Source organism: Pseudomonas sp. FYR_2, assembly GCF_043106425.1.
Lineage (GTDB): Bacteria > Pseudomonadota > Gammaproteobacteria > Pseudomonadales > Pseudomonadaceae > Aquipseudomonas > Aquipseudomonas monteilii.
In genome coordinates, this window is the sequence record NZ_JBICMM010000041.1 from 90,527 (window position 1) to 111,679 (window position 21,153).

Here is a 21,153-nt window from a genome sequence, read left to right on the forward strand (position 1 = left end):
AAACAGCGCGCTTGGTGCGCGCTGGAAACACGCTTTCGCCAGCCTTATTCGGCCAGCCTTGGAATGGCCGGAACATTGCGCTCCGGCCCCATTACCGAGTAGCCACCGTCCACCGCGTAGTCAGCACCCGTGACGAAACTGGCCGCTGGCGAGCAAAGGAAGGCCACCACCTGGGCCACCTCGGCGGGGTCACCAAGGCGCCCCAGCAGGTGATAGTCGGCGGCCACCTGGTCGGCCTTGTTGCGATCACCGCCGCTGACCTCGGCGATGACCCGCGACCAGGTCCAGCCCGGCGACACCGAATTGACCCGGATGCCGTCGCCGGCCAGGTCCATGGCCATGCAGCGGGTCAACTGCTTGATGGCCGCCTTGGACACCGGGTACAGCCAGCGCCCGGTCTGCGCGCAGCCAGCGGAAATCGAGGCGAAATTGACCACCACCCCGCTGTTGGCCCTCAGCTCGTCGTGCAGTGCACGCACCAGCTGCACCGCCGACACCAGGTTGATGTCCAGGGCCCGCAGCCATTCTGCCCGGTCAGAAGCCAAGCCTTGGTCGAGGTAGCTGCAAGCCAGGTTGATCACCATGTCGACCCGGCCCCAGCACTGCTTCACTGTGCCGACCGCCTGCTCGATGGCCGCATCGTCGGTCAGGTCCAGCGGCACAAACAGACATGCCTCAGCAAGACTTGACGCCACGTCGGCACCTTTCGGGTCGATATCCAACAGTGCCACCCGTGCCCCCGCAGCCACCAATACCTCCGCCACCGCCGCTCCGATCAGGGTCGCACCGCCACTGATCACCGCCACCTTACCTGCCAGGTTCATGCTCATGGCTCAACCCTCGATCGGTAGGTTGGCGCTACTGGCCCAACCCGGCATCAGGGTGTTGGACGGCAGCGTCTCGTCGAGCAGTTTGTGCGCAGTCTGCACACCGGCCACCGGTAGGCCGCTAGGGTCGAGCAAGCCGATTTGCACCAGTACGCTGGCCTGGTCCCAGTAGATATGTTCGTGGTAGAGCTTCGGCCCGCGGAACTTGACCACACCTAACATCGGGATCTCGACAAACCGCCCTGTGGGTGCCACGCCCGGCAGCATCCAGTCGATTTCCTGATCGTGGGTGAAGCTCATGATGAACTCGTCGACGATCTGCGACGCACCGACAGTGCGCGAGATCGGCGTCAGTGCCATGTCCTTCGGGTTGCCATGCACGAAGTGGTAACGGTAGAACCGCGCCAGCTCGCGATAGCCGACACCACCTGTCATGGTCGGGATATGGTTGACGTAAGGCTGGGGGACCATGGTTGCCATGGTCGCCGGCACGTCGCGGGTAGCGAACTCGTGGCGGACATGTTCATCCCACAGCGCCGACAGGTTGTAGTCCGGCCCGATGGAACGGCGCAGCGCTGCGATGCTGCGTTCATGGGCGAGCAAGGCCGAGGGTTTGTGGTAGTGGTCGCTTGCTGGACGGGCGAACGCATGGTCGACACCCGGATAGACATAGGCCTCGGTGCCGGGCTTCTGATGCAGTGCGCGGATGATCGTTTCGCGGGCATCGGCCTGGCAGAACTGATCCTGTTCGGCAAAATGCAGCACCAGCCGGCCTGTCAGGCCTTCCAGTTCATGCAGCGCGTTCTCGATACCCACACCGTAGTAACCCACGGCGCAGGCCACTTCGGGCAAGCGGCACGCCGCCAGATAGGCAAGCTTGCCGCCGAGGCAATAGCCGACCACACCGAGGCCATCCGCGCTGCAAGCCTCCATGCTGCGCAGATGCCGCAGGCTGGCGGCAATATCGCGTACACCCAGTGCCTCGTCGAATGCCTGATACAGGGCGAAGGCACGCTGAAAATCCGCTTCGGTATAGCCCAGGTCCACGCCTGGCTCCTGGCGCCAATACAGGTCTGGCACCAGCACCGTATAGCCTTCTTGCGCCAGGTGGTCAGCCACCTCGCGCATGGCCGCGTTAACACCGAAGATTTCCTGGCACAGCACCACGCCCGGGCCATGGCCATCGATCGACGTGGCCAGGTAGGCCTGGAAGTGCTCGCCGGAATCGGCAGCGAGGGTAATGTATTGGCCCTTCATTGTTATGTCTCCAGTCGCGGGGGGATGGAGACATATTCAGGCGCTGGAAACCAAAGGGCTGTCCGGGAGGTGCGTGAATTATCCGTTGAGTGCGGGAAATTCGGCTAGGCAGTCAAGTGGCGTGCATCATCGCCGTCGCGCATCCCTGCGCACAGCCTGTGGAGGCACACCAAACCCACGCATGAACACCTCACGCAGATGCCGGCGGTCCCTGAACCCGGTCTCTCTGGCTACGACATCCAGGCTGTGGCGGCTCTGCTCGATCATCAAACGGGCTGCCTCCAGCCGCAAGCGCTCAACGGCCTTGGCGGGTGACTCACCGGTCTCAGCGGTGAATACACGGGTGAATTGCCTCGGGCTCAGGTGCACCACATCGGCAAGTTCCTCCACACTCAACGGGCGGCTGAGGTGTTTGCGGGCGTAATCCAGCGCGCTCTGGATACGGTCCGACTTGGGCGAGAGCGATAACAGTTCGGAATGCTGGGATTGCCCACCAGAGCGGCGTTGGTGCATGACCATCTTGTGCGCCACCGACCTTGCCAGGTCGGTGCCCAGGTCTTTTTCGACCATGCCCAGCGCCATGTCCAGAGCGGCGGTCATGCCGGCGGACGTCCATACCGGCCCGTCAACAATGAAAATCCGGTCTTCCTCGACGTCGATCTTCGGGTGCAACTCACGCAGCTTGTTTGCATAAGCCCAGTGGGTGGTGGCGCGCCGGCCATCCAGCACACCGGCCTGCGCCAACACGAAGCAGCCGGTACAAAGGCCTGCGGTGCGACGCGCACCGTCGACGAATCCACGCACGCTGGCAAGTACCTCTTCACTGGGGGGCGTGAGCGGGGTCAGCGTACCGGCGACCATCCAGGTGTCGGCCAGGCCCGGCGCGCTCAATGTCAACGTGTCGATATGCATCCCCAGGGAAGAACGCACCGTGCCGCCCCCGATGGAAAAATTCTCGATCCTGTAAACCGCTTCGCCCGCTGCGATATTGGCGAATTCGAATACGGTTTGTGTAGCCAGGGACATGACCTGGAAGCCTTCGGGTATCAGGTAGCCGACCCGGTGCATGATTGAAGCCCTCTTTGCGATGTCCTAAAAACGTACCATATACGTCATTTAAGTCAAAACACACATTCTGCATGATGACTCCACACCCAAATACCGGAGCATCACCATGACGCAGCAATTCAAAGGCACCGCGCTCATCACGGGCGCCTCCACCGGCATCGGTTCGATCTACGCAGACCATCTGGCACGACGTGGCTATGACCTGGTGCTGGTAGCACGCAACCGCGAACGCCTTAACGCATTGGCCGCCCGGCTCACCAGCGAAACCCGGCAGAACGTGGAAGTGTTCCCGGCCGACCTGGCCAACGCAGCCGACCTCGCCAAGGTCGAACGCAAACTGCGCGAAGACGCCAGCATCAGCCTGCTGGTGAACAATGCGGGTATCGGTACCCATACCGGCCTGCTGGAAAGTGACGTCGAACGCATGGCCGAAATGATCAGCCTCAACATCACCGCCCTCACCCGCCTCACCTACGCGGCGGTGCCAGGCTTTGTCGCTCGCAAGCAAGGCGCGGTCATTAATATCTCGTCCATCGTCAGCCTGGCGCCGGAGCTGCTCAACGGCGTCTACGGCGGCAGCAAGGCCTATGTCACCGCGTTTACGCAAGCGCTTGCCAAAGAGCTGGCAGGCAAAGGCGTTCAGGTCCAGGCAGTACTGCCTGGGGCCACCGCTACCGACCTTTGGCAGACAGGCGGTTTGCCGCTCGAAAACCTCGACCCTGCCATCGTGATGTCGGCCGAGGACCTGGTGGACGGCGCCCTGCAGGACTTCGACAAGGGTGTATTGATCTCCCTGCCTTCGGTGCACGACCTGCAAGCGTTCGAGCACTACGAAGCCAGCCGCAAGGCCTTGTTCGGCCAACTGTCCAGCAACCAGCTCGCGCCCCGCTACAGGGCCTAGTGACCAAGATGAGCCCAAGCCGCATCGTTCATTTTCATTGAAGACGAGAAAGTCTTACTGCATTCAGGCTATTTTTCGAGCAAATCAAAACGCTTAGCCTGAATGCACTTTTCGACCACCCTGGAGGTAGCGCCAATGAAGGCCGTCGTTTACACCCAACCCGGTTTGCCGATCCACGCCCCACAATCGCTGTACGACGCGGAACTGCCCGCCCCCAAACCCGGTGCCCGGGACCTGCTTGTCGAAGTCAGGGCCATTGCCGTCAACCCGGTTGATACTAAAATCCGTGCAAGCCGCGGCGGTGACCAGCCACAGGTGCTGGGCTGGGACGCTGTCGGCGTTGTCCGCGAGGTCGGGCCTGAGGTCACATTGTTCCGACCGGGCGATGAAGTTTTCTACGCCGGCGCCATTGACCGCCCGGGCAGCTACAGCGAGCTGCATGTGGTGGATGAACGCATCGTCGGTCACAAGCCTCGCAGCCTGGACAATGCCAGTGCCGCCGCCCTGCCCCTTACGTCCATTACCGCCTGGGAGCTGCTGTTCGACCGCCTGGGCGTTGAGGAAAACGCTGGCGAAGGCCAGCGCCTTCTGGTGGTCGGTGCCGGTGGCGGGGTTGGCTCCATCCTGGTACAGCTTGCCAGCAAACTCACTCGGCTGACCGTCATCGGCACAGCGTCAAGGCCCGAAACCCAGGCGTGGGTAAAGGCGCTGGGCGCCCATCATGTGATCGATCACGTCGAGTCGATTCCGCTTCAGCTGGAGGCGCTCAAGCTGGGCCCGGTCGATTACGTGATCAGCCTCACCCATACCGACACCTACCTGCCGCAACTGGTGGAAGTGCTTCGCCCACAAGGCAAGCTTGCGTTGATCGACGACCCGGCGCAGCTGGATGTCATGCCGCTCAAGCGCAAGTCACTGTCGCTGCACTGGGAACTCATGTTCACGCGTTCCCTGTACAAGACCGAGGACATGATCAAGCAGCACCAACTGCTCGATCGCGTTTCGCAACTGGTCGACAGCGGTGTGCTCAAAACCACCCTCGGCGAACACTACGGTACGATCAACGCCGAGCACCTCAAGCGCGCCCACGCCATGGTCGAAAGTGGAAAAGCGCGCGGCAAGATTGTGCTGGAAGGCTTCTGATTGCCGCCAGCACAACTACCCAGGCTACCCTGCATGGGTCAGCTAAGGCTGCTCGCCCGCGAGGAAGGCTTTGCTGATTACACGGAACTGTTCGTGGCTTGCACTGCGCAGCAGTTCGAACACGACCATTTCACGGGTGACGACCTGTACGCCAGCCGCCGCCATGCGCTGGAGGGCCGCGAGGTGGTTTTCCGCTGTGCGGCTCGACGTGGCGTCGGCGACCACGAACACCTGCTTGCCACTGGCCAGCAGGTCGAGTGCGGTCTGCAGCACGCACACATGGCATTCGATGCCACAGAGAATGACCTGCTCACGCTGCATCATCGCCTGCGGCAGGCATTCGGCGGGTACGCAGGAAAAGTGCAGCTTCTCCACCACTGGCGCCGTGGCGCAGCGTTCCGGGTGAAAACCAACAATCACCAACGCAGCAATCGTGGCCCTAATGCTGCACCCACCACGGCCGGCACCAGCATCCCCAGCACATACCATACCCCCCAGAACGGCACGCCCATTTCAGGGCAGTGCAGGCAGTAGGCCAACGTCGCTGTGGCGCCTGCGAGCAAGCCCCCCGCCGCGCCAGCCTGACGCAGGCGGGTTGGTGCCAGGCCGCGCAAGGCGACGAACACCGCGATAAAGGCAGGCACAGAGAGCAAGGTGATGTTCAACGGGCAGGTGCGCCAGGTGCGGCCCAGGATCAGCTCGGCGCGGGCTTCCAGCGGAGCGCCAGACAGGCTCACGGCCGCGCCCAGCCAGACCAGCAGCAACGGCAGCCCCAACAAGGCCCAGCACGCACCGCCCTGCACACCCGGCCTGGCCAACCGCTGGGTCAGCCACAGCGACAGTATTGCCAAACTGCCGGGCAAGGCCAGCTTGGCCCAGAACAACGGTGTGGACGCGACCAGCGCCAGATCGTTACGGACACCGAACAGGGTCACGGTCAGCAATACCGCGCCCAGCATACCGCCCAGCAACGCCATACCCATACGCCGCGCCAGCACATGGCGGTCCACCGGCCCTTCCCCAGCGGCCAACAGGGCAATCAGTTCATCGGTCCTCATCGTCGCCCTTGCCTCCTATCAACTTGGCCAATGCCTTCAAGCCCCGGTGGATGCCAACCTTGACTGCCGAGGCAGAAAGCCCGGTCATGCGTGCAGTCTCCTCCACCGACAATCCCTCCAGCTTGACGTGAACGATGGGCAGGCGCTGGCGTGGCGGCAACTGCGCCAACAGCTTGCCCAGGTCCCGCGTGGCCTGGGCCGCCTCTTCCTCGCTGGCGGTGAACAGGTCGCTGTCATCCTCCAGCCCGTCGTGCAGCGCATCGTGGCGGGCATAACTGCGATAGTGATCCGCCAGCTTGTAGCGGGCAATGGCCTGCACCCAGGCGGTCAGCGGTTGCTGGGCCTGGTAGGTGTGGCGGGCGTTGTGCACCGCCAGCAACACCTCCTGTAGCAGGTCTTCCACTTCGCCGGGGCGCTGCGCCAGGCGCCTTAGTAAAAAACCACGCACATGCACCGCCAGCGCCGCCAGAAAGGCCCTGTACGCCACGGCATCGCCCGTCAACCCTTGCAGCAGTAACGCCTGCAACCGGGCTTCGCGTGCGATGAGTGCCTGCTGAGAAGTAGTTCGTAGCATTGGCCGCCCGGGTTACATCCACCGTGGAGTTTTTACCTAGGGTTGTTGCCTTCATACGTTAGGCGACGGCTACGACGTCGTGATTTTTTTTCCAGCGCCTGTAACCCGATCCGCCAAAGCCGCGAACTAGTTCATGAGCCGCCGGTACATCGCCACGGCCCCACTTCCCGGAGACACATCATGAAAACCCTCGCCCTCACCACCGCCGCCCTCGCACTCGCCTCACTGGCCGGTGCCGCCCTGGCCGCTGACGCGACCAACAACGCAACCGGCGCCGCCATGGAAAAATGCTACGGCGTTGCCATGGCCGGCAAGAACGACTGCAAGGCCGGCGCCGGCACCAGTTGCGCCGGCAGCGCGAAAAAGGACTACGACGGCATGCACTGGAAGAACGTACCCGCTGGCACCTGCACCTCCATCAAGACGCCCAATGGCATGGGCTCGCTGTCTCCGATCAAGTCGTGAGCGGAGGCCGCCGATCATGAACGGGATCACCTGCATGGGCGCCGGCCTGGGGCTCAAGGCCGAGCACTTTGCCGAAGTCTGGGCTTGCCAGGCCAACGGGCTGTGGTTTGAAGTGCACCCGGAAAACTACATGGTCGGCGGCCCACGGCTGGACGGGTTGCAGCGCATTGGCGAACGCCATCCACTGTCACTGCACGGCGTCGCGCTGTCACTGGCGGCCGATGCCGTACCCGATGCGCAGCACCTGCGTCGCCTGCGGGCGCTGGTCGATCTGGTGCAGCCGGCCTTGGTGTCGGAGCACCTGGCCTGGTCGACCTGGGGCGGGCAGTATCACCCTGACCTGCTGCCCTTCCCCCGCAGCAACGAGGCCCTTGCCCGTATCAGCGACAACATCCTGCGTACCCAGGACGCGCTGGGGCGCAGCCTCTCGCTGGAAAACCCCAGCCATTATCTGGAGCTGGATGGCCACGACTGGGATGAAACCGAATTTCTGCATGAACTGGTGCGCAGGACCGACTGCGGATTGTTGCTGGATGTCAACAACGTGTACGTGAGTGCCCAAAACCTCGGCTTCGACGCCGCCGGATACCTTGAGCGGTTCCCGGCAGGGGCAATCCGCGAAATACACTTGGCCGGCCACAGCCAGGACACGCAGAGCACGCTACTGATCGACTCCCATGACGCGGCCATCGCCGCACCGGTCTGGGCCTTGTACCAGCAAGTGATCGCACGCATCGGCCCGCGCCCGACCTTGATCGAGCGTGACGGCAACGTGCCCGCCTTCACGGAACTGCTAGCCGAACGCAATACCGCCCAGGCGCTGCTCGATCAGGCCGGAGCACGACCATGAACCTTTCCCTTGGCCAGTTTCAAACCGCCTTTGTCGAGGCGCTGTATCACCGCTCTGCCCCACAATTGGCCGCACTGACTGGCCAGCCAGCGTTTGCGGTGTATCGCAACACCGTGCTGGCAGGTTGTGTTGACGCCCTTCGCGCCAACTTCCCCGCCGTCGAGGCACTGGTCGGCCCGGCCTGGATGCAGGACGCTGCCGCAGCCTACGCACAATGCACGCCCCCCGACGACCCGCGGCTGATCCGCTACGGGGCGGCGTTTGCCGACTTTCTCGAACAACAGCAAGCCCATCACCGCTTGCCGTACCTGGCCGATGTGGCACGCCTGGATTTCGCCTGGTGCGAAGCCTTCAGTGCCCTTCGCGAGCCCTGCCTTGACCTGGCCGACCTTGCCGGCATGACCGCCACGGACCTGGCGTGCAGCTACCTGGCCCCGCGCAGCAGCGTGCGCTGGTACTGGTTCGCGCAAACTCCGGCGTTCAGCCTGTGGCGCCACAGCCGTGAAGGCCTGGCCTGGCCGCAAGACCAGCCCTGGCGCGCAGAAGGCGCTTTGTTGAGCGGCACTGACGAAGGTGTCGTACAACAAGCGCTGGAAATCGGGGGCTGTGCATTGCTCGATGCCTGCGCCCAAGGCCTGACGCTGGAGCAGGCCTCACAGGTTGCGCAGCAGGCTCAGCCCGACCTGGACTTCGCCGCCCTGCTCGGCCGACTGCTGGCCGCCCAGGTGTTTCGTCCACTTTCCTTCGCTTGAGGAACCACCATGGACATCACCCATACTTCGCGCACTGGCCACGGTCTGCGCCAACGCTGGAACCACCTCGCCGAACGGCTGCACCTGCTGTTGAGCGACACACTGTTATGCCTGGTGGCACGCCTTGCCATTGCCTCGATCTTCTTTCTGTCCGGCCGTACCAAGGTCGAAGGCTTGCTGACCATCACGCCCAGCACCTATGACCTGTTCCAGAGCGAATATGCACTGCCGCTGGTGTCCCCCTGGCTGGCGGCCCACCTGGCCGCCTATGCAGAGCACCTGTTCACGCTGTTGCTGGTACTGGGCCTGTATACGCGCCTTTCGGCCTTCGCCTTGCTGGGCATGACCACGGTGATCGAAGTGTTTGTCTACCCCGAAGCCTGGCCAACGCACTTGTCCTGGGCCGGCTTGCTGCTGTTGTTGATCGGGCGGGGAGCCGGTGCGTTGTCGCTTGATCGGCTGCTGGGCGTGAGATGACCCGCCGTTGTAAAATCAGGCTCGCGCCTCGGTTTTGCGATGGCTTGGCAGACGAAGGCAGTTCGGGAGGGGCTGGTGGCAGACCATGTTGACTACAAGCGCAATAGCGAAATCCCCGGCCTGGTGCTGAGCGAGGGGCGGTTTTCCAGCTTTCGCTTTGATCGCCATTATCACCTCGACTACCACGTAGGCCTGATTACCGAGGGTGTGCAGCGCCAAGGGCTGAACGGCGAATCCGTGCTGCTTACCCCCGGCACCATTCAATTGATGCCGCCCTGCGAAATCCATGACGGTGTCAGTGCCGATACCGCGTCCTACACCCTCAAGACCTTTCGCGTTTCGGCCGCCCTGCTCAAGGATGTCACCGAGGAGCTGACCGGGCACGACCGGTTTTCTGCGCTTGGCGGCGCGCTGTTGCAAGACCCTGGGCTGTCCATGGAACTGGCGCACTTGCACAGCACGCTGGCACAGGGCATGCCCGCGTCGCCCTTGTTCGTCGAGTCGCAATGGCTGACATTGCTGGGCCGCTTGTTCAGCGAAACCCGCATGGTCAAGCAGCAGTTCCTCAAAGGCACCCTCTCACCGCTGCAATGGCGCAGGGTGACAGAGCACTGCAACGCTCACCTGGCAGACAAGATCACCTTGCTGGAACTGGCTGCGTTGTGTGGCCTTGAGCGCTTCCAGTTCCTCAAAATGTTCAAGCAGACCGTGGGCATGACGCCCCATGCGTGGCTGGTTCGCCTGCGCCTGGAGCGCGCCTGCGAACTGCTCAGCCACACACAGTGGGAGCTGACCAAGGTTGCTCAGGAAGTCGGCTTTTACGATCAAAGCCATTTCAACCGGGCCTTCAAGCAGGCGTTTGGCGTGGCACCCTCGCTGTACTGACGCCCCCGTCCAGATCACTCAATTTTATACAAGCGCGTCTCGCACAGGCTTCTTAACCTTGGGCACCGGGCCGGACACCGCATTGTCCCCGCCCCGTACTGATAGAAACGGTCAAGGAGCCATTGATGACACTGCGCGCGTATTACACAAGCGATGAACTCACCCTGCGCACAGACGTGCTGAGCTGCACGCCAACGGATGACGGCAAGTTCCAGGTGGTGCTGGAGGAAACGCTGTTCCACCCACAAGGCGGTGGGCAACTGGCCGATCAGGGTGTCATCGCTGGCATACCGGTCAAGGGCGTAAGCCAGAATGAAAACCAGGTCATCCATGTCCTTGAGCACCCGGTTCCACTTGGCCCTGCCGAAATCGCTGTCTCACCTGACGTTCGCAGCTTGCACGCCCGTCTGCACTCCGCTGGCCACCTGATCTCTGGCGTAGGTCAGCTGTTGGGCTGGCAGCCGGTCAAGGGGCACCACTGGCCGGGTGAGTGCCGTGTGGTGTTAGAGCGCCAGCCGCAATCCGAGGCGCTGACGGCTGAGCAGCTGGAGCACGCCGTCAATCAACTGATCAACGATGACGTACCTCGCCACCTGCTTGACCAGAACGGCCTGAGAACGGTGTCTTTCGGTACGCTGCCCATGCACGGTTGCGGGGGTACGCATGTTGTATCCGCTGGCGAGATCGGCCCGGTCAAAGTGCTCAAGATCAAAGAAAAGAAGGGCCAGCTGTCTGTCCATTACGACATAGGCAACTGATCGGCCGCACTGCCCGGCTTCCAGGCCGCAGGCTGTGTACATGCAATCGACTTTACAGGAGGCCACCGCGTGGACTACATACCTCAACTCTTGACCATTGCTGCGGTCATGCTGCTGGGCTGCATAAGCCCGGGGCCGGACTTCATCGCCGTCACCTCCAACGCGCTGATCAGCCGCAATCGCGGCCTGGGAGTTGCCCTGGGCACCGCCTTGGGCATCTGCGTCTGGGCCGTGATGGCGGTCATTGGCCTGGGCGTGCTGCTCACCAAACTGGCCTGGCTGTACGACGCCATCCGCGTGGTCGGGGTGTGCTACCTGCTCTACCTGGGCGCCAAGATGCTGCTCGGTGCTCGCCGCCCCTATCAGGAGCTGGCGATCGCCACCTCCAGCAATACCACTACCCCAGCGCCTCGGGTCGGCTTTCTGGTGTCGATGACCAACCCCAAGGCCGCTGTGTTCTTCGGCAGCTTTTTCATTACCGTACTGCCTCAGCATGCTCCCGTCTGGGTACTTGGCAGCGCTGTCGTGGTGGTGACGCTGGTTTCGTTCCTGTGGTTTTCAACGCTGGCCCTGATGTTTTCGACCCAACGGGTTCGCCTGATCTACGCGGGCATGCGACGGCCGATCGATGCGGCGATGGGGGCGGCGCTGGTCGGGCTTGGCGCGCACCTGGCGCTTGCCCGATAAAGGTCACTGGCGCCCCACGCCCATCGTCCTGTAAAGCTACTGCCGGTCAGGCTTTGCCGATGGGGCTCGTGCAGGCGCCGCGAACCATTTCTCGCGCGGTACCCATTTGTCCTGCGCCGGATCACCCAGGTAATGCGGCGACATGATCTGCACCCCATACTCGTTGAACACGTCCTGGATGTTGGCATGCAACAGGCTCAGCAACTCCGCACGCGGCCTTGGCGCGCGGGGTACTGCCTGGGCCACCAGGCGGTACTCGGGGTAGAAGTCTGAAAGGCCGGTCTGGAATACCTGCGGCGTGGGGTTTTCCAGTATGCCATCGGTGCGGTGAGCGGCTTCTACCAGCATGGCTTCCACCTGGCGCCACGGCGTGTCGTAGCGGATGGTGACAACCGTATCGACGATGTAACCTGGCCCCTGCACCACCCGCGAATAGTTGCGCGTCACCGACCCGGTAATCATCGAGTTGGGCAACGTCAGCACTTCGCCCAGGCCGGTGCGGATGGTGGTGTTGAACATGCCGACCTCAGTCACCGTGCCTTCGTTGTCGCCCACGCGCACGTATTCACCCGCCTTCAGCGTACGTGAATACGTCAGGATCAGCCCCGCCGCTGCCTGCCCGACCACGCTGGGAGCCCCCAGCGAAATCATCAAACCGAGCAGTACCGACAGGCCCTTGAAGGCATCGGTGCCAGAGCCTGGCAGGTACGGGTATGCCATCACCAGGGCAAACAGCCAGATCGCCAGTGACGTCAGCCGCGTGGTGGGCTGCAGGGTTTCCTCGGTCAGCCATTTCAGCGTACCGGGGCGGGCCATGCGCTCCAGCATGCGCCGGCTGAAGCCACTGATGCCCCGGGCGATGAAGAAAATCATGACGGCCACGGCGATGCCAGGGATGGCGTGCAGAATGCCATCGAGCAGATAACGCAGCAGATCGAGCAGGTGCACGTTGAGGCTTTCACCCCACGGCCGTGTATAAGGAAACTGCGATAGCACAAAGCTCAGCCACTGGTAGCTGAGCAGCAGCACGATTGCCCAGTACATCAGACGCAGCAAACGGTCGATCAGAAAGTACACGTACTGCATGTCGAACAGCGGCAGCTGGCCCACCTTGATCTGCCGGGCACGTTCACGCATCAATTGCGGCAGGCGCCCGCGCAGTTTGCGCCGGCCCAGGTTGGCACCCTTGATCAGCACCACGAACACCAGTGTGGCGACGGCAGAAAACCCTAGCGCCTTGAGCAGGAAGCGCAGGCTGCGTGCTTCGCCGGTCTCATCCACTACCTGGCGCAACGTAGCGGCTGCCTGCTCGGCCGCTTCACGGGTATCGCCGCCCTCTACGCCCAGGTCCTGGGGCGCGACAATGAACGCCCTGCGCCCGCCCAGCAGCACCAGGTGGCTATTGACGATCGGGTCGACACTGACCTTCAGCTCGTCGGTACCACGCAAGGCCTCGTCGATAACCGATGAGGCCCGCTGCGCGCGTGCAGCGGGGGTTTCGCCCAGCAGCGTGGCGTGAAAGGTGAAAATGCTGCGGTTGGCGATACGCAACTCTGCGGGTTCATCCGGCACACCATCAGTAGCTTTCCGAAGCACTGTTCAACCATCTGGCACCGGCTGGCTTCGAGGCCGTCAGTTCCGGCAGCTTTCCCAGGGGGCAGGTACTGCCCCGCAGCCTGAGCACCTTGCAGCAAGCCGGTATTTCGACCGAGGCCCTGAGCAGCAAGGGCAACGACGCCTTTGAAAGCAACCCGCCGGACATCGTCATTACCGTCTGCGACAACGCTGCCGGCGAAGCCTGCCCGGTGTATTTCGGCCCCGCGCTGAAAGCGCATTGGGGGCTTGCAGACCCGTCCGAAGTACGGGGTGACGAAGCGGTGGTAGACGCGGCGTTCCAAGCCACGTTGGCGCACATCGCGTCACGCTGCGAAGCCTTCTTTGCACTGCCTTTCGACAACCTCGACCGTGATCAACTTCAGCACGCGCTGGATCGCATCGGCACGCGTTGAGCAGGCGTGCGAGGCGCATTCCCTGATACCGAGTGACGCGTTGCTTCAGGTTCTCGATACGGAAGCGCCCCCGCTCTGAATCCGGCCATACCGCCATGGAAGTACGCGTCGCCCGCTTCTCTTCTCACCACCTCCGGCAACTGCACGATCGCGTTCCCAAGCCTGAGTCATTAGACGGCCATGTGCCTTTGAGCATGGTGCTGCGTCGCACGCGGTACTGACGGTGTTCGCCCAGAGCATGATGCAAACCGCTCAACCCGCCTACCCTGCCCCCTGTCTAAGGCGTAATCCTTGAAAACTAACCACCCGATCCCATGGGAGCACCGTACGTGCCTATCGACTTCAGACCCGCTCAAGCCTCGGACGCGCAGGATATTGCGCGCTTCTTTCAACTGACATCGGAAGGCATGGCCGATTACATCTGGAGCAAACTTGCCGCACCTGGCGAAGCGTTGCTGAGTGTCGGTGCGTCTCGCTATGCCAGGGAACAGGGCGACTTTTCGTACAAGAACTGCCTGATGGCCACTTACGAAGGGCGCGTCATCGGCATGATGCACAGCTATGCCTTGCGCGAGACCCCTGACAGGCCGGTCGAGACAGACCCGGTCCTGGCGCCGTATTCCGACATGGAAATACCCGACACCTTGTACATATCCAGCCTGGCCCTGGATGAGGCCTGGCGCAGCCAGGGGCTGGGCGTCCAGTTTCTTCACCACGCCCAGCAGCGCGCGGAGGTCGCTGGTCTGGATGGGCTATGCCTGATCGATTATGCAGAAAACCACGGTGCACGCCGCTTCTATGAACGTCACGGTTTTCAAATTGTTAAAACCTGCCAGATCGTTCCGCACCCGATGCTGGGCGTAACCGGTGAAGCCTATTTGATGTATCGCCCTAACCACAACGTGCTCGAGAAAAAACCATGAACAAGAAACTGACCGTGTTCCGCGAACTGGACATTCAACCGGTGCGCGACCTTCCCTTTTTTGAAGAGGTTGTGGAAGGCACCCCGCATACGCTGACTTCAAAGTATTATCACGATGAACAGCAAGGTCGCATTTCCGGAGAATGGGAAGCCAGCACCGGAGCGTGGCGCATCGACTACAAGGTTTGGGAGTTCTGCCATGTGCTGAGTGGACGCTGCGTCATCGAACTCGAGGGTTGCGCCCCCGTCACACTGGCCGCTGGCGACACGTTCATTATCGAACCGGGCGCCAAGGGCAAATGGACCGTGCTGGAAGACATGAAAAAGAACTTCGTGATCCTCTTGCCCGCGAACTAGGCACGGGGTCATGTTTCATCGAGCGCAGCATAAGGACAGTTTGCATGCTTGCCTGCTGGCGGCGCTCGAATGTATTTCGGCAGGCCACAACAGCCCTCTACCTCTCAGTGTTTGCTTGGGTTGAGAGCGGTCACGTGTGAGCCGCACCTTTCACGCTGATGCCGCCAGACCAGGAAATAGAGTTGCCTGGCACGGGCTACGCCCTTACTCGTGGGTCAAGCCCGCACTGATACTTGGCATCTTCAAGGCGTGCTTCAAACGCCTGGAGCCCTGCGTATATCTGTTGGAGCCCAGTGATTTGCCCCAGCACTTCGCGTTTCTTGTCGGCAATGGCCCTGCCCGCCAACTCCCACGGCAAATCAGCACCCTGATGCCTCGGCAGAATCCCCTGCAGTTCCTTCAGTTTGAAACCCAACTGCTGCGCGCATTTGATGAATGTCAGCAGTTCGACACTCTGCTGGTTGTAGACGCGGTACTGCCCCTGGCGCTCGGGCGGCGGCAGCAGGCCAATCGCTTCATAGTGGCGGATGGTTTTGACGGTGGTGCCCGACAGTTGGGCGGCTTTGCCAATGTACATGAACGTCCTTTTCATAAGGAGGGCGGCGCATCATTGCATGACGCCAGCGGTTCGGGAACCTCATTGGCGCAGGTCAGCCGGCGAGCTTTCGTGCCTGTTGGAGCCAGGCTGCGCGCCGCCGCGCGCTGGAGCCGAGCAGCGGCCCGAACATCAGGGTACGCAGCGGCCTGATACCGCAAAACTGCAACGTGGTCTTGCGCACTTGGTGAAGGCCAGGCATGCGATACACCCAGCGGTAGTACCACGGCGGTGTATCCATCGTCACCAGCAGATGCGCCGTGCGCCCCTTGAGCAGTTGCTCGGGGAAAGCCTTGCCTGTCCTATACCGGAACGCGAAACCGGGCAAGAACACGCGGTCGAAAAAGCCTTTCATCAATGCAGGGATACCGCCCCACCAAATGGGGTAGATAAAGGCTAAGTGCTCGGCCCAGGTGATGTCGGCCTGAGCCCTGAGCAGGTCGGGTTCCAGTGGCTGCGCTTGCCGGTAGCCGCTGCGCAGCACCGGGTCGAAGCTCAACGCATCAAGCCGTAACACCCTTACATCATGGCCGGCACTTCTAGCCGCCTCGACATAACTCTCGGTCAGCGCTGCGCAGAAACTCTCGCCTGACGGGTGCCCCAGCACCACGAGTACTCGTTTGCTCATCATCACTTCATCCTGAACATGAAGCGTGCAGGGTAAAGTCTGCCCCTAACGGGAGAGTCAACTGCTCAGGCTTTATCGCTGCCATGAGCATCCAGTCAATCGCTTGTGCATGGGTGTGCATGCCAGCTCAAGCCCCGAAGGCGAGGTGTAGATTCCTTCAGCCTCCACCTGATAACTCCTTGTCATGGCTGATCATGACCGGAGCATGAAAAAGCCCCGACCATCGATGGCGGGGCTTAGGGTTACGTCAGGATTCACACGCGCAACGTCCTATGGCCCGCCCAAGGCAGTCCTCATGGGACGCATCATGTTCACGCGGCTGTAAGTCGTCATAGGGGCATCATCAGATGCTTCATCGAGGGTGTCAAATTTGGGGGCGGGTAAACCTAGCGCAGTGCAGCCAACACGCTCGCCGCGTCGCTGACCTCGAACTTGCCAGGCGCTTCCACCGCAACGTGCTGGACGATCAGGTCGTCGACCACCATGGCATAACGCAGCGAACGGCGCCCCAGCCCGCGGGCCGACAGGTCCTGGATCAAGCCCAGTGCATCGCTGAAGTCGCCATTGCCATCGCCGATCATCTTCACGGCATCGCCCACCTGCAGGCTGTTGCCCCAGGCATTCATGACAAAGGCATCGTTTACCGAAACGCAGAAAATTTCGTCAACGCCAGCCGCAAACAATGCTTGTGCCTGCGCTACGTAACCCGGAACGTGGCGTTCGGAGCACGTGGGCGTGAACGCGCCAGGCAAGCCGAAAATAACCACTTTTTTCTGCTTGCAGCGCTCGCGAACAGAAAAGGCATTCGGGCCGATCGCGCAGATGCCAGCGTCGTTGTTGTATTCGTAAAGGGTAACGTCGGGCAGTTGATCGCCAGTTTTGATCATCGTTGTCTCCTGCATCAGGTGATGATTGAGCAAGCCATGATGCCGCAGTCTGGTCGAAATGTCCGTGGTTGCCGTGCGGGTTTGATATCCCTGGCAGCTGAAATGCAAAAGCCGCAGCCTCTTGCGCGAACAGGAGACTACGGCTTGGGTGTTGATGACGCTAGCGGCCCAACCCCGTCAGACCGGCGCCACACCGATTTCAGCGCAATACGCTTCGGTTGCCTGCTCGATCACCTTGATATTCTTGTTGGCACGTACCAATAAGAAAACACCGAGCCCAATCATGATGATGCCGGGTACAAGCATGAACAGCATGGGCAACCCGAGGATGATGCAAAACCAGCCCACCAGTTTGAGGAACTTGGCAGCCTTGAGGAGCATGCTTTTCTGCGAGTAAATGGCGTCCGCGTCTTTGGTCGGCAGCATCTTGTAGCTGCCAATGATTTCCCGCTCGTTCGAAAACAGCATGGTATGCCTAATTCCCTTTAGTAAGTGTGTGAATTTACGCCACAGCAACCTTTGCGCTGTTGAAATAACACGAGGCTTGTCTAACGATTCACTGCGAGCCGTCCATGTATCTCACGAAGCTCAGGCGCTGCCAGGCGTTTGAGCTGGCGCAATTTAACCATGGTAAAGAACCCTTGTTCAATCGATTCTCTGGCCCGACAGGCACAGGCAGAATTATTCCCTGTCGCAAGGAACTCTTTAAACCGGGCGATGTCCTGATGCAACTTTGTCTGCGCAACGCGCCGAATAATATTATTATGATATCACCCTGAATGTGGCGCATCGCCTGTTCAGCGGGCCAGTATCGCCTGATGATGGTCGATCGAAGGCACAGCGTCCTGAACGCGCCGAGCCCTCAGCCATTCGCGCATTCGCGCAGTATCGAAAATCTGCCCCTCCTCCATCATGGCCAGGATGAGCGTTTGGGACATTCGGTAACATCCACATCGAGAACAACACCGCGCTTCCCATCCGTGGGCGCATTCGACAGTTTCAGCCTGCCCTGCGCAGATCAGACAACTCATGTAAGTCCCCTTTTATTCTTCTTCCATGAAGGGTGGTGGCAAATTCAAAAGATTAGTATGGCTTTCGATTGACATGAGATTTTCGTGCCAAGTCCCAAAATACCTTCTGCGCGCTTGAGAACCAGGCATGGCCCGAGGAGCGCTCATCTACAGTACAGGCTGTCATCCAAGGGCTCGCTCGGCGCGTCCATCAGGCACACGCCTGGTACTGGCCATGGCACACATCATGAGCAACGCTAAAAAACCTGTGAATTATCTTCAATACCTTTCATGTAGACGCCCTGCTTAAACTACGTCCTGATCAAGCATCAGCATAAAGTTTGTTGAGCGAAGGCCCCGGAAGGTGCAACTGGACAGCACTGGAAGGCTCGACCTCAAGCATCAGGACACCGCTCACCATGAATACAGCACCTACGTTTAGCGTCAAGCGCATTGCCTTCGACGAACATTATCACCCTGCCGAAAACACCCGCATCACCACCAACTTCGCCAATTTGGCGCGGGGGGCGAACCGCCAGGAAAACCTGCGCAACACCTTGACGATGATTGACAACCGTTTCAACGCCCTGGCGCATTGGGATAACCCCGACAATGACCGCTACCACGTCGAGCTGGAAATCATTTCGGTGGAAATGAACCTGGAAGCCGAACAGCACGGCAATACCCTGCCGTTGATAGAAATGCTGAAAACCCATATTGTCGACCGCACAACCAATACCCGCATCGAGGGCATGGTAGGCAATAACTTTTCCTCGTACGTTCGCGACTACGACTTCAGTGTACTGCTGCTGGAGCACAACAAGCATCGGTCAACCTTCAGCACGCCCGAGCACTTTGGCGCGCTGCACGGCAACCTGTTCAAGTGCTTCGTAAATTCGCAAACGTACCAGCAGCATTTCAACAAACCGCCGGTTATCTGCCTGAGTGTGTCGAGCAGCAAAACCTACTACCGCACCGAAAACCAGCACCCTGTACTGGGCGCTGAATACCAGCAGGATGAATACTCGCTGACGGACGAATACTTCAAGAAAATGGGTTTGAAGGTTCGCTATTTCATGCCACCGGACAGTGTTGCCCCGTTGGCATTCTATTTTGCCGGTGACTTGCTCGCGGATTACACCAACCTTGAGCTGATCAGCACCATCAGCACCATGGATACCTTCCAGAAGATTTACCGCCCCGAAATCTACAATGCCAACTCTGCAGCCGGCAAGGCCTACCAGCCCAGCCTGAAGCATCAGGACTACTCGCTCACGCGCATTGTCTACGATCGGGATGAGCGCAGCCGACTGGCGATCGAACAGGGCAAATTTGCCGAGGCGCACTTTGTCAAACCCTATCAGGCCACCCTTGAGCAATGGTCCGCTCAATACGCCCGTTGAATCATTCAAAGTACAAGGTCATCGCTCATGAACACGCTACTCCCCACGTCCACTGCCGGCAGCCTGCCTAAACCGTCCTGGCTTGCCCAACCTGAAACACTCTGGTCGCCGTGGAAGTTGCAGGACGCGCAACTTATCGAAGGCAAACAGGATGCCCTGCGCCTGGCCTTGCAAGAACAACAACACGCCGGCATCGACATTGTCAGTGATGGTGAACAAACACGTCAGCACTTCGTCACCACCTTTATCGAGCACCTGAGTGGTGTTGATTTCGAGCGACGCGAGACCGTTAGAATCCGCGATCGTTACGACGCGAGCGTGCCAACCGTGGTGGGTGCTGTCGCCCGACAGAAACCCGTGTTTGTCGAAGATGCCAAGTTCTTGCGCCAACAGACCACGCAGCCGATAAAGTGGGCGCTGCCTGGCCCCATGACCATGATCGATACCTTGTATGACAGCCACTATAAAAGCCGCGAGAAATTGGCCTGGGAATTCGCCAAGATTCTCAATCAGGAAGCCAGGGAGCTGGAAGCGGCCGGTGTTGACATCATTCAGTTCGACGAACCGGCATTCAATGTCTTCTTCGACGAAGTGAATGACTGGGGCGTGGCCACGCTGGAAAGGGCCATTGAAGGCCTCAAGTGCGAAACAGCCGTCCACATCTGCTATGGCTATGGCATCAAAGCCAATACTGACTGGAAAAAGACCCTGGGCTCGGAGTGGCGGCAATATGAGCAAGCCTTCCCCAAACTGCAACAGTCCGGCATCGATATCATCTCGCTGGAATGTCATAACTCGCATGTTCCAATGGACCTGATCGAGCTGATTCGCGGCAAGAAAGTCATGGTCGGCGCCATTGATGTGGCCAGCCATGTCATTGAAACACCGGAGCAGGTTGCCGACACCCTGCGCAAGGCACTGCAGTTCGTCGATGCCGACAAACTCTACCCGTGCACCAATTGCGGTATGGCACCCCTGCCTCGTCAGGTAGCCAGCGGCAAGCTCAAGGCGTTGAGTGCAGGCGCGGCAATCGTCCGTCAGGAACTCGTCAACGCACGCTGAAGCAAACGCAGCCACAGGACCTACTATGTTGCTTTCCGGTAAGGCTATCGAGCCGTCGATTTTTCGCCAGGCGCTTGGGCACTTCGCATCCGGCATCACGGTGATCACATCGTACATTGACGGTGAGCCGGTCGGCTTCACCTGCCAGTCGTTCTACAGCGTGTCGATGAGCCCTGCGCTGGTGTCATTCAGCGTGATATCTCGTTCGGCCAGCTATCCGAAGATTCGCCAGGCTGGCCGCTTCATGGTCAACATCCTGTCAGGTGAACAGGTCGGCATTTCCAACCGCTTTGCGCAGCGCGGCACCGATAAATGGCAGGGCGTGCAATGGCAGATATCGCCCCTGGGTAACCCGATCATTGCTGGCAGCATCCACTGGCTTGATTGCGAAATTCACGCCGAACACGCCGCCGGGGATCACCTGATCGTGATTGGTGAAGTTAAAGCACTGAGCCAGCAGGCATCGGCTGATGCGCAGCCACTGCTGTATTTCAAGGGGCAATACCGCAACATCGCCGCGCACAACGCGGCTTGAGCCTCTGCCCCACCAACGGAAACCTACTGAAAGGGATTGCCAG

At 60.5% G+C, this 21,153-nt stretch carries 26 protein-coding genes and 1 pseudogene; 15 read left to right on the forward strand and 12 right to left on the reverse strand.

Annotation, left to right across the window (positions count from 1 at the left end):
- Nucleotides 1–44 precede the first annotated feature (44 nt).
- The 3 genes from ACF8R4_RS17255 to ACF8R4_RS17265 all read right to left on the reverse strand — a co-directional run bounded on the left by ACF8R4_RS17255 (nucleotide 45) and on the right by ACF8R4_RS17265 (nucleotide 3,152).
- Nucleotides 45–830 carry an SDR family oxidoreductase gene (locus tag ACF8R4_RS17255; protein ID WP_060500038.1) on the reverse strand — a complete coding sequence of 262 codons (786 nt, stop codon included), beginning with the start codon at nucleotides 828–830 and terminating at the stop codon, nucleotides 45–47.
- A gap of 3 nt (nucleotides 831–833) precedes the next feature.
- Nucleotides 834–2,084 (reverse strand): dienelactone hydrolase family protein, encoded by a 1,251-nt coding sequence (locus ACF8R4_RS17260; protein ID WP_164524470.1) that lies wholly within the window; start codon nucleotides 2,082–2,084, stop codon nucleotides 834–836.
- A gap of 126 nt (nucleotides 2,085–2,210) precedes the next feature.
- Nucleotides 2,211–3,152, reverse strand: a complete 942-nt coding sequence (locus tag ACF8R4_RS17265) for a GlxA family transcriptional regulator (RefSeq protein WP_392493005.1) — start codon at nucleotides 3,150–3,152, stop codon at nucleotides 2,211–2,213.
- Between the two features lie 106 nt (nucleotides 3,153–3,258).
- On the opposite strand from ACF8R4_RS17265, the gene ACF8R4_RS17270 reads away from it, so the two are divergent.
- Both ACF8R4_RS17270 and ACF8R4_RS17275 read left to right on the forward strand, forming a co-directional pair.
- A complete protein-coding gene (locus tag ACF8R4_RS17270; RefSeq protein ID WP_060500035.1) occupies nucleotides 3,259–4,053 on the forward strand; it encodes an SDR family oxidoreductase in 795 nt (264 codons plus the stop codon).
- Between the two features lie 135 nt (nucleotides 4,054–4,188).
- Complete coding sequence (locus ACF8R4_RS17275; protein WP_104834940.1) at nucleotides 4,189–5,196, forward strand: zinc-binding alcohol dehydrogenase family protein; 1,008 nt, start codon at nucleotides 4,189–4,191, stop codon at nucleotides 5,194–5,196.
- 42 nt (nucleotides 5,197–5,238) lie between these two features.
- Here the strand turns inward: ACF8R4_RS17275 and ACF8R4_RS17280 are convergent.
- The 3 genes and pseudogenes from ACF8R4_RS17280 to ACF8R4_RS17290 form a co-directional block, all read right to left on the reverse strand.
- Nucleotides 5,239–5,580: pseudogene (locus ACF8R4_RS17280) on the reverse strand (isochorismatase family protein); the annotation flags it as partial.
- Between the two features lie 32 nt (nucleotides 5,581–5,612).
- Nucleotides 5,613–6,254: a DUF1109 domain-containing protein gene (locus ACF8R4_RS17285; protein ID WP_060500033.1), complete on the reverse strand. Its 642-nt coding sequence runs from the start codon at nucleotides 6,252–6,254 to the stop codon at nucleotides 5,613–5,615.
- Nucleotides 6,241–6,828, reverse strand: coding sequence for a sigma-70 family RNA polymerase sigma factor (locus tag ACF8R4_RS17290; RefSeq protein ID WP_104834942.1), 588 nt, complete (start codon nucleotides 6,826–6,828; stop codon nucleotides 6,241–6,243). The genes ACF8R4_RS17285 and ACF8R4_RS17290 overlap by 14 nt, the downstream gene beginning before the upstream one ends.
- Before the next feature lie 180 nt (nucleotides 6,829–7,008).
- Between ACF8R4_RS17290 and ACF8R4_RS17295 the strand changes: the two genes are divergently transcribed.
- From ACF8R4_RS17295 to ACF8R4_RS17325, 7 genes are all read left to right on the forward strand, one after another.
- The gene (locus ACF8R4_RS17295; protein ID WP_060500032.1) at nucleotides 7,009–7,293 is read left to right on the forward strand and encodes a DUF2282 domain-containing protein; all 285 of its coding nucleotides are present in this window, start codon (nucleotides 7,009–7,011) and stop codon (nucleotides 7,291–7,293) included.
- Between the two features lie 16 nt (nucleotides 7,294–7,309).
- Complete coding sequence (locus ACF8R4_RS17300; RefSeq protein ID WP_060500031.1) at nucleotides 7,310–8,143, forward strand: DUF692 domain-containing protein; 834 nt, start codon at nucleotides 7,310–7,312, stop codon at nucleotides 8,141–8,143.
- Complete coding sequence (locus ACF8R4_RS17305) at nucleotides 8,140–8,895, forward strand: DNA-binding domain-containing protein (protein WP_060500030.1); 756 nt, start codon at nucleotides 8,140–8,142, stop codon at nucleotides 8,893–8,895. Before ACF8R4_RS17300 ends, ACF8R4_RS17305 begins: the two co-directional genes overlap by 4 nt.
- A 9-nt stretch (nucleotides 8,896–8,904) precedes the next feature.
- Complete coding sequence (locus ACF8R4_RS17310; protein WP_392493006.1) at nucleotides 8,905–9,372, forward strand: DoxX family protein; 468 nt, start codon at nucleotides 8,905–8,907, stop codon at nucleotides 9,370–9,372.
- Between the two features lie 75 nt (nucleotides 9,373–9,447).
- Nucleotides 9,448–10,257 carry an AraC family transcriptional regulator gene (locus ACF8R4_RS17315; protein ID WP_060500028.1) on the forward strand — a complete coding sequence of 270 codons (810 nt, stop codon included), beginning with the start codon at nucleotides 9,448–9,450 and terminating at the stop codon, nucleotides 10,255–10,257.
- A 125-nt stretch (nucleotides 10,258–10,382) separates the two neighbouring features.
- On the forward strand, nucleotides 10,383–11,015 hold the full coding sequence (locus ACF8R4_RS17320; protein WP_060500027.1) for a hypothetical protein: 633 nt from the start codon (nucleotides 10,383–10,385) through the stop codon (nucleotides 11,013–11,015).
- A gap of 69 nt (nucleotides 11,016–11,084) precedes the next feature.
- Nucleotides 11,085–11,702, forward strand: coding sequence for a LysE family translocator (locus ACF8R4_RS17325; RefSeq protein WP_060500026.1), 618 nt, complete (start codon nucleotides 11,085–11,087; stop codon nucleotides 11,700–11,702).
- Nucleotides 11,703–11,738: 36 nt separating this feature from the next.
- Here ACF8R4_RS17325 and ACF8R4_RS17330 read toward each other — a convergent pair whose 3' ends face one another.
- Nucleotides 11,739–13,298: a mechanosensitive ion channel family protein gene (locus tag ACF8R4_RS17330; protein ID WP_392493008.1), complete on the reverse strand. Its 1,560-nt coding sequence runs from the start codon at nucleotides 13,296–13,298 to the stop codon at nucleotides 11,739–11,741.
- Here ACF8R4_RS17330 and ACF8R4_RS17335 point away from each other — a divergent pair.
- The 3 genes from ACF8R4_RS17335 to ACF8R4_RS17345 all read left to right on the forward strand — a co-directional run bounded on the left by ACF8R4_RS17335 (nucleotide 13,298) and on the right by ACF8R4_RS17345 (nucleotide 14,990).
- Nucleotides 13,298–13,711 carry a low molecular weight phosphatase family protein gene (locus ACF8R4_RS17335; RefSeq protein WP_104834945.1) on the forward strand — a complete coding sequence of 138 codons (414 nt, stop codon included), beginning with the start codon at nucleotides 13,298–13,300 and terminating at the stop codon, nucleotides 13,709–13,711. The genes ACF8R4_RS17330 and ACF8R4_RS17335 overlap by 1 nt on opposite strands.
- A 314-nt stretch (nucleotides 13,712–14,025) precedes the next feature.
- The gene (locus ACF8R4_RS17340; RefSeq protein WP_392493010.1) at nucleotides 14,026–14,634 is read left to right on the forward strand and encodes a GNAT family N-acetyltransferase; all 609 of its coding nucleotides are present in this window, start codon (nucleotides 14,026–14,028) and stop codon (nucleotides 14,632–14,634) included.
- Nucleotides 14,631–14,990, forward strand: coding sequence for a cupin domain-containing protein (locus ACF8R4_RS17345; protein WP_060500021.1), 360 nt, complete (start codon nucleotides 14,631–14,633; stop codon nucleotides 14,988–14,990). Before ACF8R4_RS17340 ends, ACF8R4_RS17345 begins: the two co-directional genes overlap by 4 nt.
- A gap of 196 nt (nucleotides 14,991–15,186) precedes the next feature.
- Here the strand turns inward: ACF8R4_RS17345 and ACF8R4_RS17350 are convergent, their stop codons facing one another.
- The 5 genes from ACF8R4_RS17350 to ACF8R4_RS17370 form a co-directional block, all read right to left on the reverse strand.
- Nucleotides 15,187–15,567, reverse strand: coding sequence for a MerR family transcriptional regulator (locus ACF8R4_RS17350; protein WP_060500020.1), 381 nt, complete (start codon nucleotides 15,565–15,567; stop codon nucleotides 15,187–15,189).
- 73 nt (nucleotides 15,568–15,640) lie between these two features.
- Nucleotides 15,641–16,216 (reverse strand): NAD(P)H-dependent oxidoreductase, encoded by a 576-nt coding sequence (locus ACF8R4_RS17355; protein WP_060500019.1) that lies wholly within the window; start codon nucleotides 16,214–16,216, stop codon nucleotides 15,641–15,643.
- A gap of 383 nt (nucleotides 16,217–16,599) precedes the next feature.
- Nucleotides 16,600–17,100: a peroxiredoxin gene (locus ACF8R4_RS17360; RefSeq protein ID WP_156866747.1), complete on the reverse strand. Its 501-nt coding sequence runs from the start codon at nucleotides 17,098–17,100 to the stop codon at nucleotides 16,600–16,602.
- Between the two features lie 177 nt (nucleotides 17,101–17,277).
- A complete protein-coding gene (locus tag ACF8R4_RS17365; protein WP_060501668.1) occupies nucleotides 17,278–17,568 on the reverse strand; it encodes a hypothetical protein in 291 nt (96 codons plus the stop codon).
- 329 nt (nucleotides 17,569–17,897) lie between these two features.
- Entirely contained in the window at nucleotides 17,898–18,038 is a 141-nt protein-coding gene (locus ACF8R4_RS17370; RefSeq protein ID WP_177337144.1) for a hypothetical protein, read from the reverse strand.
- Between the two features lie 491 nt (nucleotides 18,039–18,529).
- Between ACF8R4_RS17370 and ACF8R4_RS17375 the strand changes: the two genes are divergently transcribed.
- From ACF8R4_RS17375 to ACF8R4_RS17385, 3 genes are read left to right on the forward strand one after another with little or no spacing between them, the layout of a single operon-like run.
- Nucleotides 18,530–19,513, forward strand: a complete 984-nt coding sequence (locus ACF8R4_RS17375) for a DUF1852 domain-containing protein (RefSeq protein ID WP_060501666.1) — start codon at nucleotides 18,530–18,532, stop codon at nucleotides 19,511–19,513.
- A 27-nt stretch (nucleotides 19,514–19,540) separates the two neighbouring features.
- Complete coding sequence (locus tag ACF8R4_RS17380; RefSeq protein WP_060501664.1) at nucleotides 19,541–20,575, forward strand: methionine synthase; 1,035 nt, start codon at nucleotides 19,541–19,543, stop codon at nucleotides 20,573–20,575.
- 25 nt (nucleotides 20,576–20,600) lie between these two features.
- Nucleotides 20,601–21,110, forward strand: coding sequence for a flavin reductase family protein (locus ACF8R4_RS17385; protein WP_060501662.1), 510 nt, complete (start codon nucleotides 20,601–20,603; stop codon nucleotides 21,108–21,110).
- The last annotated feature ends 43 nt before the right edge of the window (nucleotides 21,111–21,153 follow it).